Origin of the sequence: Pseudomonas sp. S07E 245 (assembly GCF_019599025.1) — a bacterium.
GTDB lineage: Bacteria > Pseudomonadota > Gammaproteobacteria > Pseudomonadales > Pseudomonadaceae > Aquipseudomonas > Aquipseudomonas shirazensis.
Map to the genome: position 1 here is coordinate 1,562,050 of NZ_CP080625.1, position 13,090 is coordinate 1,575,139.

At 63.1% G+C, this 13,090-nt stretch carries 9 protein-coding genes and 1 pseudogene; 2 read left to right on the forward strand and 8 right to left on the reverse strand.

The annotated features are described in order from the left end of the window. The first annotated feature begins 4 nt into the window (after positions 1-4). Positions 5-1,300, forward strand: coding sequence for an FAD-binding oxidoreductase (locus tag K3F44_RS07045; RefSeq protein ID WP_181106200.1), 1,296 nt, complete (start codon positions 5-7; stop codon positions 1,298-1,300). Between the two features lie 47 nt (positions 1,301-1,347). Here K3F44_RS07045 and K3F44_RS07050 read toward each other — a convergent pair whose 3' ends face one another. Further along, a complete protein-coding gene (locus tag K3F44_RS07050; RefSeq protein ID WP_103437375.1) occupies positions 1,348-2,655 on the reverse strand; it encodes a serine/threonine transporter in 1,308 nt (435 codons plus the stop codon). 106 nt (positions 2,656-2,761) lie between these two features. After that, positions 2,762-4,138 carry an L-serine ammonia-lyase gene (locus K3F44_RS07055; RefSeq protein ID WP_150571677.1) on the reverse strand — a complete coding sequence of 459 codons (1,377 nt, stop codon included), beginning with the start codon at positions 4,136-4,138 and terminating at the stop codon, positions 2,762-2,764. A 146-nt stretch (positions 4,139-4,284) separates the two neighbouring features. Between K3F44_RS07055 and K3F44_RS07060 the strand changes: the two genes are divergently transcribed. Then, positions 4,285-5,229 (forward strand): LysR substrate-binding domain-containing protein, encoded by a 945-nt coding sequence (locus K3F44_RS07060; RefSeq protein ID WP_101319567.1) that lies wholly within the window; start codon positions 4,285-4,287, stop codon positions 5,227-5,229. Positions 5,230-5,235: 6 nt separating this feature from the next. On the opposite strand, the gene K3F44_RS07065 is transcribed toward K3F44_RS07060, so the two are convergent. The 6 genes and pseudogenes from K3F44_RS07065 to K3F44_RS24965 form a co-directional block, all read right to left on the reverse strand. Further along, the gene (locus tag K3F44_RS07065; RefSeq protein ID WP_103438780.1) at positions 5,236-6,654 is read right to left on the reverse strand and encodes an undecaprenyl-phosphate glucose phosphotransferase; all 1,419 of its coding nucleotides are present in this window, start codon (positions 6,652-6,654) and stop codon (positions 5,236-5,238) included. Positions 6,655-6,906: 252 nt separating this feature from the next. Further along, positions 6,907-7,677 (reverse strand): WecB/TagA/CpsF family glycosyltransferase, encoded by a 771-nt coding sequence (locus K3F44_RS07070; protein WP_220633646.1) that lies wholly within the window; start codon positions 7,675-7,677, stop codon positions 6,907-6,909. Further along, a complete protein-coding gene (locus K3F44_RS07075) occupies positions 7,674-8,864 on the reverse strand; it encodes a glycosyltransferase family 2 protein (protein ID WP_220633647.1) in 1,191 nt (396 codons plus the stop codon). Before K3F44_RS07075 ends, K3F44_RS07070 begins: the two co-directional genes overlap by 4 nt. Continuing rightward, positions 8,861-10,063, reverse strand: coding sequence for a glycosyltransferase family 4 protein (locus K3F44_RS07080; RefSeq protein WP_220633648.1), 1,203 nt, complete (start codon positions 10,061-10,063; stop codon positions 8,861-8,863). Before K3F44_RS07080 ends, K3F44_RS07075 begins: the two co-directional genes overlap by 4 nt. A gap of 43 nt (positions 10,064-10,106) precedes the next feature. Continuing rightward, positions 10,107-11,789, reverse strand: coding sequence for a glycosyltransferase family 4 protein (locus K3F44_RS24960; protein WP_310794637.1), 1,683 nt, complete (start codon positions 11,787-11,789; stop codon positions 10,107-10,109). A 393-nt stretch (positions 11,790-12,182) separates the two neighbouring features. Further along, positions 12,183-13,085 (reverse strand): annotated as a pseudogene (locus K3F44_RS24965) (DUF535 family protein); the annotation flags it as partial. Positions 13,086-13,090: the final 5 nt, after the last annotated feature.

A 13,090-nucleotide genomic window follows, 5' to 3' on the forward strand; every position in this document is an offset into this window, starting at 1 on the left:
TGCCATGTCATTAGAGAGCCAACACGCTGCCTCGTACTACGCCGCCACGGCGCGCAGCAGCGCGCCCTACCCTGCGCTGCAAGAACAACTGAGCGCCGACGTCTGCGTGGTCGGTGGCGGCCTGACCGGGGTCAATACTGCGCTGGAACTGGCCGAGCGCGGTTTGTCGGTGATCCTCCTCGAAGCCCGGCGCATCGGCTGGGGCGCGAGCGGGCGCAACGGTGGCCAGCTGATTCGCGGCATCGGCCATGATGTCAGCGGTTTTGCCCGCTATGTCGGCCAGGACGGCGTGCGATATCTGCAACAGGCCGGGATCGACTCGGTCGAGCTGGTGCGCCAGCGCATTACCCAGTACGCCATCGACTGTGACCTGCGCTGGGGCTTCTGCGAGCTGGCCAACACGCCCGCCCAGTTTGCCGCGTTCAAGGACGAGCAAGCACAACTGGCCGAGCTCGGTTACCGCCATGCCACGCGCCTGGTTGATGCGGCACACATCGGTGAAGTGGTCGCCAGCGAGCAGTACGCAGGCGGGCTGATCGACATGGGTTCAGGCCATCTGCACCCGCTCGACCTGGTCCAGGGCGAAGCGCGCGCTGCGGCAAAGTTGGGCGTGCGTATCTTTGAACAAAGCCCGGTGCTGCGCATCGAGCATGGCCCGAGCGTGACCCTGCACTGCGCCCACGGCAAGGTGCGCGCGCAGAGCCTTGTGCTTGGCTGCAATGCGCACCTGGACGAACTCGAGCCGCGCCTGAGCGGCAAGGTGCTGCCCGCTGGCAGCTACGTGGTGGCGACCGAGCGACTGCCTGAACAGGTGGCACAGGCGTTGATTCCGCAGAACATGGCTTTGTGTGACCAGAAGGTCGGCCTTGATTACTACCGCCTGACCGCCGACAACCGCCTGCTGTTTGGCGGTGCCTGCCACTATTCGGGCCGCGATCCGAAAGACATCGCCGCCTACATGCTGCCCAAGGTGCGCAAGGTGTTCCCGCAACTGGCCGATGTACGCATCGACTATCAATGGGGCGGCATGATCGGCATCACCGCCAACCGCTTCCCGCAGGTGGGCCGCTTGAGCCAATACCCCAACGTCTACTATGCCCAGGGCTATTCCGGGCATGGCCTCAACGTGACGCACTGGACTGCCAAGCTGCTGGCCGAAGGCATCGCCGTCGGCCACAGCCAGGGCCTGGATGTTTTCAGTGCGGTGCCGCACCTGACCTTCCCGGGCGGCAAGGCCCTGCGCTCGCCGCTGCTGGCAGCGGGCATGCTCTGGCATCGGCTGCGCGAAGTACTGGGCTGAGCCCACGGGTGCAGGCCCGCGCCGAATCGGCGCGGGGTTGAGCTGGGTCAGGCGAAGAAGCTGTAGAAGATCGCCGACAAGGTGATCAAACCGATCAAGGTAACGAACACATTGGACAGCTTGCCCGAGTACTTGCGCAGCGCCGGCACCTTGCGTACGGCGTACATCGGCATCAGAAACAGCAGGCAGGCAATCACCGGGCCGCCCATGCTTTCGATCAGGCGCAGGATGCTCGGGTTGAGGGTGGCGACCGCCCAGCACGTCAGCACCATGAACAGCGCGGTAACCCGCTCCAGACGCTTGGCCGGCCAGGCTTTGCCGCGCCCGCGCAGGCTCTTGACGATCATGCCCTGGAAGCCCTCGCTAGCGCCGATGTAGTGGCCGAGGAACGACTTGGTGATTGCCACCAGGGCAATCAGCGGTGCCACGAACGCGATCACCGGGGTCTGGAAGTGGTTGGCCAGGTACGACAACACCGAGATGTTCTGCTCCTTGGCGGCCGCCAGGTCGGCGGGGCTCAACGCCAGCACGCAACTGAAGCAGAAGAACATCACCGTCAGCACCATCATCACGTGCGCGGTTGCCAGCGTGCGGCCGCTCTTGCGGTCAGCGTCGGCGCCATAACGGTGCTTTTGGTCGACGGCAAAGGCCGAGATGATCGGCGAGTGGTTGAACGAGAAGACCATGACCGGGATCGCCAGCCACAACGTCAGCAGCAATTTGTTGACGCTGATGCCTTCACTGGCCTGGGCGAGGAAGGCGCCGTTCCAGTTCGGGATCAGGCTCAGGGCCAGCAGCAACAGCGAGGCGACGAAGGGATAGACCAGGATGCTCATGGCCTTGACGATCATCTGTTGGCCGCAGCGCACGATCACCATCAGACCGCAGATCAGCAGCAGCGACAGCAGCACCCGCGGCGGCGCCGTCACGTGCAACTGATGCTCGAGAAAACTGCTCAGGGTATTGGTCAGGGCAACGCTGTACACCAGCAGGATCGGGAAAATCGCCAGAAAGTACAGCAAGGTGATCAGCTTGCCGGCGCCGGTGCCGAAGTGCTCCTCGACCACCTCGGTGATGTCCTCGTTGCCGCTCTTGCGACCGGACAGGACAAAGCGGGTCAAGGCCCGATGTGCATAGAAGGTCATCGGCAACGCCAGCAGCGCGAGGATCATCAACGGCCAGAAGCCGCCGACCCCAGCGTTGATTGGCAGGAACAACGTTCCGGCGCCAATCGCCGTGCCATACAGGCCCAGAGCCCAGGTGGTGTCATGGCGGTTCCAGCGGGTTGCATCCACCGCTGCAGCCGCAACGGCCGCATCCGCACGAACAGTCGTGGTGCTATGTACATCGGTCATCAGATATCGCCTTGTAGTTATTTTTGTCGCTGATACAGCGGGTAGTGCCTTGGAGCTGAATGCACGCTGCCTTGGCAGATGCGCATTCAGCCCCGTCGAGTACGGGTCAGCACTCGACGTACGCAACGGCGAGGCCGCCGCGTGAGGTTTCCTTGTAGTTGGCGTGCATGTCGGCGCCGGTGTCGCGCATGGTGCGAATCACCCGGTCGAGGGAGATGAAGTGCTCGCCGTCGCCGCGCAGGGCCATCTGCACAGCGTTGATGGCCTTGACGGCGGCAATCGCGTTGCGCTCGATGCAGGGGATCTGCACCAGCCCGCCGACCGGGTCGCAGGTCAGCCCGAGGTTGTGCTCAAGGGCAATTTCGGCGGCGTTTTCCAGCTGCGGTGCGGTCGCGCCGAGCACCTCGGCCAGGCCCGCGGCGGCCATTGAACAGGCCGAACCGACCTCCCCCTGGCAGCCCACTTCGGCGCCGGAAATAGACGCGTTTTTCTTGCACAGAATGCCCACTGCCGCCGCCGCCAGCAGAAACGCCACGACATCGTCGTCGCAGGCGCTGGGGTTGAACTTCATGTAGTAATGCAACACGGCGGGGATGATGCCGGCGGCGCCGTTGGTAGGCGCGGTGACCATGCGCCCGCCAGCGGCGTTTTCTTCATTGACCGCCAGGGCAAACAGATTGACCCACTCCATCGCGCTCAAGGTCGAGCCGATCACGTTGGGCTTGCCGACTTCCTGCAGGCTGCGGTGCAGCCGCGCGGCACGCCGCTTGACGTTGAGCCCACCGGGCAGGATGCCGTCATTGCGCATGCCGTTGGCCACGCACTCGCGCATCGCGGCCCAGATTTTCAGCAGCCCAGCGCGGATGTCATCTTCACTGCGCCAGGCGCGCTCGTTGGCCATCATCAGTTGGCTGACGCTGAGGCCGTGCTGTTTGCACAGGCTGAGCAGTTCGGCAGCGCTGGAAAACTCGTAAGGCAGCTTGACCTGCTCGGCGCTGCTCTGTGGCGCATCGATCTCGGCTTGCTCGACGATGAAGCCGCCACCGACCGAGTAATAGGTCTGGCTGAACAGGCAGCCCTGCTCGCCCTCGGCATTCAGCGTCATGGCATTGGGGTGGTACGCGAGGCTTTCGTCCAGCAGGAGCATGTCGCGGCCATAATCGAAGTCTACCGGCTGGCGGCCGTCGAGCATCAGGCAGCGCTCCTGCAGCAGCTGGGCGATACGCGGCTCGATACTGTGCGGATCGATCTGGTCAGGCCACTGCCCCATCAACCCCAGCAGGCAGGCGCGATCAGTGGCATGGCCGACGCCGGTGGCGGACAGCGAACCATACAGGCGCACCTCGACCCGCTGTACCTGAGCCAGTAGCCCGCGCTCGCGCAGCGCCTGGGCGAAGGTTGCGGCGGCGCGCATCGGCCCTACGGTGTGGGAGCTGGAGGGGCCGATGCCAATCTTGAAAAGGTCGAAAACACTGATAGCCATGCTAATGCCTGACCGTGGCGGCCTTGAACACCTGCGCACGGCTCTCTGGAAAAATTGAACGGTGTTGCCAAGTTGGGCGATACTGCCGCGCCACCACGGCAATGACCAACGAAAGTTTCTAAGCTAGCCTTTAGCAGGACTAAACGATGAGAAGGCAAATTACTGGCCAGTTCTATGTCTGGCTGCATGTGTTTTCCTGTGCGGCGCGGCACTTGTCGTTCACCCGCTGCGCCGAGGAACTACACATCACGCCCGGCGCGGTCAGCCAACAGATGCGCCAGCTCGAAGAGCATCTGGGCTACCGTTTGTTCCTGCGCAAGGCCCGTGGTGTCGAGCTTTGCGCCGAAGGCCAGCGCCTGGCGCTGACGGTCGCCGAAGCCTACGGCAGCATCGAAGCGGAGTTGCTGCGGCTGGACGCCGGCGATATTCGTGGCACCTTGCGCCTGCGCTCGATCCCGTCATTTCTGGCCAAGTGGCTGACCCCGCGCCTGCCGCGCTTTCAACAGCGCTACCCGGATCTTGAGCTGCGGCTGGTGGCCGAAGACAGCAACCAGGCCCTGCACCCGGATGATTTCGACCTGGCGATCGACCTCAATGACGGCAGCTATCCGGGCATGCTGTCGACGCCGCTGCTCGACGAGCAGATATTCCCGGTGTGCTCACCTGCCCTGCTCCGTGGCCGGCCGCCGCTGCACGGGCCGGCTGACCTGGTGCATTACCCGTTGCTGCACGACATGACCGCCTGGCGCGGCAGTTCGGAGTACGCTGAGTGGGAGTTTTATCTGCAGGGCATTGGTGCCGGTGAGTTGAATGTGCGCCGCGGGCACACCTTCAACCGCAATCACCTGACCATCGAAGCCGCCATTGCCGGGGTTGGCGTGGCGATAGCGCGGCGCACCCTGCTCAATGATGAGCTCGAGCGCGGCGCGCTGATCGTGCCGTTCGGCGTAGCGCTGGCCAACCACAAGCGCTACGTGCTGCATTACCCGCCCGGCGGCTTGAACCAGCCGGGCGCGCGTGCCGTGCATGACTGGCTGGTGGAAGAAGCGCAGGCGTTTCGCGCGCTCCACCCGCTGGCATTGGATGTGTGAGCCGGCTCAGTACGCCTGTTTGCCGGTGAACGCATTGAGCGTGCGCACCAGGATCACGAAGTCCAGCCACAACGACCAGTTGTTGATGTACTCGATGTCCGAGTCGACCCGCTGGATCATCTGGCCGATGTCCTTGGTTTCGCCCCTGAAGCCACGGACCTGGGCCAGCCCGGTCATCCCCGGCTTGATGTTGTGGCGGGCGAAGTAATCGACGATGTCTTGCGAATACAGCGTGTCGTGATGCAGCGCATGCGGCCGTGGTCCAACCAGCGACATTTCACCAGTCAGCACATTGAACAGCTGTGGCAACTCATCCAGGCTGGTACGCCGGATAAAGGCGCCGACCTTGGTAATCCGCGGATCGTTTTTCTGCGCCTGCTTGACCACGCCGTTTTCCAGCGGGTGAATGTGCATGCTGCGAAATTTCCAGATGCGGAACGATTCGCCGGTCCAGCCCATGCGTTCCTGGCGGAAGAACACCGGCCCCGGGCTGTCGATCTTGATCGCCAGGGCGATCAGCAGCAGCACCGGCGAAGCACAGAGCAAGATCAACGCGGCCAGCACGCGGTCTTCCAGGTTCTTGAGGAACAGGCTCATGCCGGTCAGCGGGGTTTCCGACAGAGTCAGCACCGGGATCCCGGCGATTTCCCGCACGCTGTGGTTGATCAGCCGCAGCGAGAAGATATCGGGCACCCAGTTGACCGCAATGCACTTGTCGAGCAGCTTCAGATAGACGTCGTTGATGACCTCCGAGCCGCCCAGCGGCGTCACCAGATACACCGTGCGGATCGCATGCTTGGCTACCAGCCCATCGAGCTCGGAGATGTGCCCCAGCACCGGCGGTTTGCCGTCACCGGCGACGCGGCTTTGCTCGTCGGGCTTGTCGATCCACACGCAGCCCACCACACGCTCGCCAAACCAGGGGTTGTTGCTGATCTTCAGGTAAAGAAAGTTGGCAAGATCGCCCGTGCCGATGATCAGCGCATTGTCGGTACGCAGCGCATTGGCCATGAAGCGCTTCTGCACTTCGCGCACTGTGTAGTGCAGGAACAGCTGCAGGAAATAGCCGCTGACGAACAGTTTGCCCACCAGCAAGCGTGAGTAGGTTTCGCTCTGCTTGGTCAGAAACGCCATCACCATCAAGAAACAGAACGTCGCCGACCACGCCTTGAACAAGCGAAACGCCTTGATCGACAGGCCGACGTTGCTGCGGTAGATACCGTAGTGGTCATAGATCACTGCCAGCGCACCGATCAGTAACAGCAGCATGATCACGTAGTCGGAAGTGATGTAGCCGAACTGATCAACGATCAGGTACCAGGCGATGCCAGTCACCGCGATACCGTCAAGCCCAGCCTGAATGGCGTTACTCACGCCACTTCTGCGCTGGAGCAAGGAACGACTGCTTCGGGGCTCGAAAACCATCATCAGACCTCATCAGATGTGAGCGCAGCGATACATCACTGCTTACAACTTTGGTATTACAACCAACTGACTGAACACACTGCCAAGCCAATGCTGCACGCACGCCGACGATTGAATTCGGCGTAGTTCCGGGGGGGTTATGGGGCATTTGATATCACTGTAGCAGTACCACGGAGAGGCGACGGGGCGAATCATCGTGGCGACGGTTTTTGGCAGATTCGCAGTGCCCGGCACCACCTTCAGCAGGTCATTTCAGATGCGCTTCGGCGCGCTGCGCACCGCGCTTGCGGCAGCTTTTCGGTAGCGCAACGCACGCAGCATGAACAGCGGATTGCCGATCACATACCGCTTGAACAGACGCCTGGGCTCACGCAGCAAGCGGTAGGCCCACTCCCCTTTCAAGCGGCGCACCCAGTGCGGCGCGCGGGTGACTTTGCCTCCGAGAAAATCCAGGATGGCGCCGCCACAAATGATCAGGCACGGCCCAGCGGCCGCAGCCAGTTGCGCTGCGATAGCCTCCTGTTTGGGCATGCCCATGCCCAGCACAATCAACTGCGGCTGATACTGCCTGGCGAGCTCAAGGTAATGTTCAGCGTTGGCAAACCCGTGCTCGACCGAGACCAGCTCGATTGCAAACTGCGCCTGACAGCGAGCACCGGCCTGGCTCACGAATGGCTCCTCGGTGCCCCACAGCGCGACCCGTTTGCCCCGGTACGCCGCGATCAGTTTGGGAATCAGGTCGGTCCCGTTCATGTTCAGGCCTGGCTCAAGTGCGAGTTGGCGATACAGCAGGCCCATGCCGGCGCCATCGCGCAGCAGCAGGTCAGCCGCGCTCAGCGACGCACAATAGCCCTCGCTGGCAGCCACCAGATTCAGCGCATGAGCATTGACGAAGCCCAGCACCGTTGCCTGGTCGGGCGCCGCAAGGGTCGCAATCAGCTGTTGCTCGGCAGCCCCATCGACAACCACCAGCAGCTTGCCGAGGATAGCGTCCCAGCGTTGTTGCCATGGCCGCTCATTCATTGACTGTCATCCCGCTTCGAACGCACCCATTCCACCTGACGCTTGAGCAAAAAACCCACGTACAGGGGGATTTTTTTCGCTGCGTAGAATGGCGCATAGAGCAACACCGAGAACGGAATCAGCTCGCGTGAGAAGCGCGCCCAGGCCAGCACCACTGCTGCGCCCATCAGCACCAGCGCAAGGCTGGCGATGGCTGCGGCAAAGGCCACGCCGAGCAGTGCGAAGGCCAGCCAACTGACGACGAAGATGGCCATCAGGGCCAATACCAACAAGGCCAATGGTGGCACCAGCAGGTCCAGCGCCATGGCCAACAACGGCCCGTTGCGTTGCAGCAAAGCGGCGCCCAGCAGCTTCGGCCCTTCTGCCAGCAACACGCCTAGATGGCCGTGTTCCCAGCGGGTGCGCTGGTTGCTGAGGCCGTCGTCGCTGGTGGGGAACAGGCTGGTGACCTGGGCCTGCGGGCAAAACAACGGCGGCTTGCCGTCACGGCAAAAATCCAGGCCCAGCTTCAGGTCTTCGACCAGGTGACCGGTGGCCAGATTGGCCTTCGCCAGATCAGCCCAGGCGAAGGCCATGCCGGTGCCCATCAATTGGCATGGCAGCCCGATCCGGGCCCAGCCGCGCGGCCGCACCAGATTCTTTACTCGCCAGGCGAACTCGGCGACTTGCACCTTGAGCCCGGCCCCGGCAGGCGCGCACATCAGGTCAAGGGCCTGCACCGGGCGGCCGGTGGCGAGGCTGCAACGCGCCAGAGTTTCAATCGAGCCAGCACTCAACAGGCAGTCGGCGTCGATGATGATCACCACCTCCGGCGGCGCCGCGGCCAGCTGACGCACGCCGTAGTCCAGGGCATAGCCCTTGCCACGCAGATGCGGATGCTCGCGCTCGACCACCTCGGCGCCGGCCGCGCGAGCCAGTGCTGCGGTGCTGTCAGTACAATTGTCGGCGACTACCAGCAGGCGATCACTGTCGAGCAATTGCTGACGGATGCTGGCCAAGGTGGCGCTGACACCCCCTGACTCATTGTGCGCCGGCACCAGCACGGCCACCCGCGGCCTGGGGCCGGCAGCCAAAGGCACCGGCCGCGCCGGCAGGCACGCCAGCACGACCTGGGCAAACAGCACCAGGACCGGCAGCAGAATCAACAGCGCCAACAGCGCCAGCAGCCAACTTGTCAGTGTGATCATGCGCCCGCCCTGAAATAGCTGGCCAATTTGGCCGCTTCGGTATCGATGTCGTGGCGCTCCAGCACCCGCTGATGGGCCGCATCGCCCATACGTTGCAGCACCTCGTCCGGTTGCCCAAGGCAGTCGGCCATCGCCGCTGCCAGCTCCTGTACCGCCCCTGCTGGGAACAGCCAGCCATTCTCGCCAGGGCGCACCAGTTCAGGGATGCCCGCCACATAGGTGGTCAGCACCGGGCGGCGCAAGGCCATGGCCTCCATGATCACCACTGGCAGGCCTTCGGCAAAGCTGGGCAAGACCAGGGCGCGAGCGGCGAGTAGCTCCTCGCGAACCTGGCCGCTGCTGATCCAGCCAGTAATACGCACCTGCCCCTGCAGCCCATAGCGGGCAATCAGGGTCTCGAGCTCTGCGCGCATCTCGCCATCGCCGGCCAGCACCAGCTCGAACGTCGTGCCTTGCGCGGCCAACTTCTGCGCCGCCTCAAGCAACAGCAACTGGCCCTTCTGCTCGCACAAGCGGCCGACACACACCAGCCGCGGCACTGCCGGAACCGGCACCGGCGGACCTGCATGGAAGGCCGCTTCCAGCCCGCAGTGCACGACCTTGACCTTGTCCCAATGGGCGTGCGCCACCCAGCGATACAGCTGACTGCGGCCGTAAGAGCTGACGGCGGCGACAAACGCCGCACGGCGGACCTTCTCACCGATATGCAGAAACTGCGGTTTGTCGAATTCCTCCGGGCCGTGCACGGTGAAGCTGTAGTGCGGCCCGCCCAAGGCATTTGCGAGCATCACCACCTCGGTCGAATTGGTGCCGAAGTGAGCGTGCACATGCTCAGCGCCGAAAGCCTGCAACCACTGCACCACGCGGCACGCCTCGGCCAGGTAGATCAGGTGATAAGGCCAGCTGCGGTCAGCCCGTCGGCTCATGCCCAGGGCCAGCCACAGCGCACCGGAAAACCGCCGCGGCTGAGCGCGCAGAACCTCGAGCAATGGCTTGAGCAGCCCTTTGACGCCGTCTTCAAGGACGTAGCGGGTCTTGCTCCGCTCAGCGATATCGTCGTTGTCCTGCAACTCGCCGTCCCAACCACGCAGGGCGATCCGCTGTACTTCAATGCCCTGGCGCTCCAGCGCGAGGATTTCGCGGCGAATGAAGCTGTGGCTGACCTTCGGGTACTGATTGATGAAATAAGCTATGCGCATAGGCAATCGATCAATCCCTGAATAATTAAATGAACCGCGCCTGCTACTGGCAGCTGCCTAATGCCGAGGGCTCGCGGGCAGCCGCATCGGCCTCGCTGAGCACCTCGTCATAGAAGCCCAGCAACTCGCTAGCCTGATCACTGAAGACAATGATGTTGTCCTTGAATGGATTGCGGTGCCGAGCGAAGCGTGGCTGATCATCGAGAATCGCCACGATTGCCTGGCGCAGGTAGGTCTCATCGCCGCTCAAGGGAATGATCGTGCCGTTGACGCCCTCGATGATGTCCTCGACCGTGCCGCCTGAGTGAGTACTGATCACCCAGACGTCGCGAACCAGCGCCTCGCGTACTGCCAGGCCGAAGGTTTCTTTGCATTGAGTGGGGAACAGCAGCACATCGATGCCCGAGAAGAACGCATCCATGGTGGCCTGGGTGTAACCAGGGATGATGCTCACCGTGCCGGGGATCTTGATGCTGTGCCGGTTGAACGAGCGAAAGCCCATGTTCAGCAGGTTGTCGACCACCTTCAACTCGTAGTCGGACCGGTCCAGGCCGCTGAAGGCGCGGATGATCACGTCGATACCCTTGACCGTCGAATCACCGCCGACAAAGCCAAAGCGAATGGTCTGCCCCGGCTGCTTCTGGTAACCGGCCGCCGGCGCCATGATGCCGTTGCGGTTGACCTGGATGTGCTCCGGATCGAAGCCGTTGGCAGCGTACAGGTCCTTGCAGAAGCGACTCGGTGCAAGCAACAGGTTGGCTTGCTTGAGCGTGTCCGCCAGGAGCTTTTGCCGATGTTGGTTGAGCGCCGCGTCGTCGACGCAGGTAGCGCACACCGCCAGGTCAATGCTGATCTGCCCGCAGTAACGGCCCTGATCGTTGATCATGAACTGGCGTCCGCAGATCCACCAGGCGTCATGCAAGGTCACCACGAATGGGATGCCGGCGCGTGCGCAGCAATCGGCCAGCTGCGCGCCGAGGCCCTGGATTGAATGCAGGTGCACCAGGTCCGGGGCGACGCTTTTGAGTACGGCCTCGAAGATCGGCACGGTGGAATGGTTCTCGAACATGTCCCGGTCGGATATCTGTTCCGACAAGCCCATACCCAGCACTGCCGCGCCCTGTGCCTCATAGCGATACAGGCTGTAGCGTGGCACGTCGGTATCGGGGATGGCCGTGAACACGAACTGCTGCCAACGGCCGGTAGCGCCAGTCAGCCGCGACATCTGTTCGGCGATGACCGTGGCGCCACCAAAGCTGCGTGGCGCAAAAAAGATGTTGGCCGAGAGCAGACGGCGCCCACTCTTGCTGGGCGGCGCGGCAAACACTTGCCCCAGCTGCTCTGCGGTCTCTACCAGACACACCTGGCTCGCCCCTGCCTCGCGCATGGCCGTGGCCAGCGGCGGGCTTGCCGCCAGCGCCTGGTCACAGGCCAACAGGGCCTGGCGATGCTGGTTTACGGCGGCCAGCAGGCGGTTGATGGTGTCTTCGCTATGCCCGACAACATCGTCGCGTTGGCCATAAACCAGCGGGTCGAAGATCAGCTCGTCGCTGTCCCACCAACAGTTGACCTGGAGCCGCTTGGCCTCGGCAAACAGCGGGGCCAGTTCGGCTACCGCCGGTAGCTGGTGGAAGATCACCACCGAGCAGGTTTGCAAAGCAATCTGACAGGCGCCAGCATCGCGCCAGTCAAGCGAAACGCAGTGATGACCCAGGTCTTGAAACATGCGTTGCAACTGCGCCGGGCGGCGTTTCGGCTGCTGGTCGGCGCTGAATTCGCTGAGCAGCAGAACATCCCGTGGGAACAGCTCGCTGGCAGCCACTGCCGGCGCGGCCAGCGGCACTTTGGTGCGGGTCGCCGCCGGGCTCTTCCAGAGCAGCTGCGGCCCTTGCTTGAGCAGCTCGCGAACGATCTTGCGCAAGGTCGGGTAGACACCCGCCTTGCGCAGGTAAGCTCGCAAGCGCTGATCTGCGCGCGGCTCGGTGGTCAGCAGGCGGATCAACTTGGCGACCTTGGTGCTGAAGGTTCGAGAACCGATCGCTGGCTCATCTTCAGGCAGCCTCAGTGCAGAGCCAAGCCGCTGCCGGTGGCTGTGCAACTGACGCTGGCCAACCCCGCCGGGAATGGCCGCCTCGATGCTGGCAAAGACCTGATCCAGCAGCGCGTGGCGGCGGCGATACATGGCCCGTTTCTTCGCAGCGATGTCGTCGGCCGAGCGCCGCGCGGCGGCCACAGGCAGGCTGTAGAAGTCCTGATGCGCGGAGGCTACCGCGCCATGCTCGAGCCAGATGACGTCGTAGTTGGCGGCCAGGTCTTCACCTTTGTCTGCCCCGAAATAGGCATGCCGGTGATGCCGGTAGGCGTCGGCCACGGCATAGATCCGCGTCACGCCAATGGTGCGTGCCAGGCTCTTGAGCGCTTCGATCAGGAAGCTTCTCGGGCGCATGCCTTCGAAGTCCTTGGTCAGGTCGCGATAGATTGCCAGCGAGCGTTCGCTGTCGATGCCTTTGTGGATGCCCTGCACCGCGCCGATTACCAGGTTCAACTGGCCGTCCATATGGCACAGGGTGAATGCCAGCGACGCGACCCGCAGATCCCCCTGGAACAGGTTGAGCACCAGTTCGCCTTCGCGTTTGAACCAGATCGGCCGGTCCAGCACCAGGCTGCAGCCCGGCGAAAAGGCCGACAGGTCGCACAGTTGCAGCGACTCGTCGCGCCCCAGCAACAACAAGGTGGGCAGGTAGCGGCTGACCACCTCATAGTGCGAGGCCAGCACACTCAAGCGCAGCGGCGCCTTCCAGGACTTGCTGATGTAGGGCCATTGCACCACACCGATGCAGTCCACTCCGAGACGGGCCATGCGCTGCTTGCCCAGCACCGACGAGGTGCGCTGCATGAAGGCGCTCAGCTCAGGCCACTGCCTGGCCATCGCCAGTACCAGCTTGAATTTGTTGTTCAGTGCCCGCAGCGAGTAGCCCGGTTGCAACACGAGCACGCTTTTCGCTAACGATCTAACCATCATCGGCA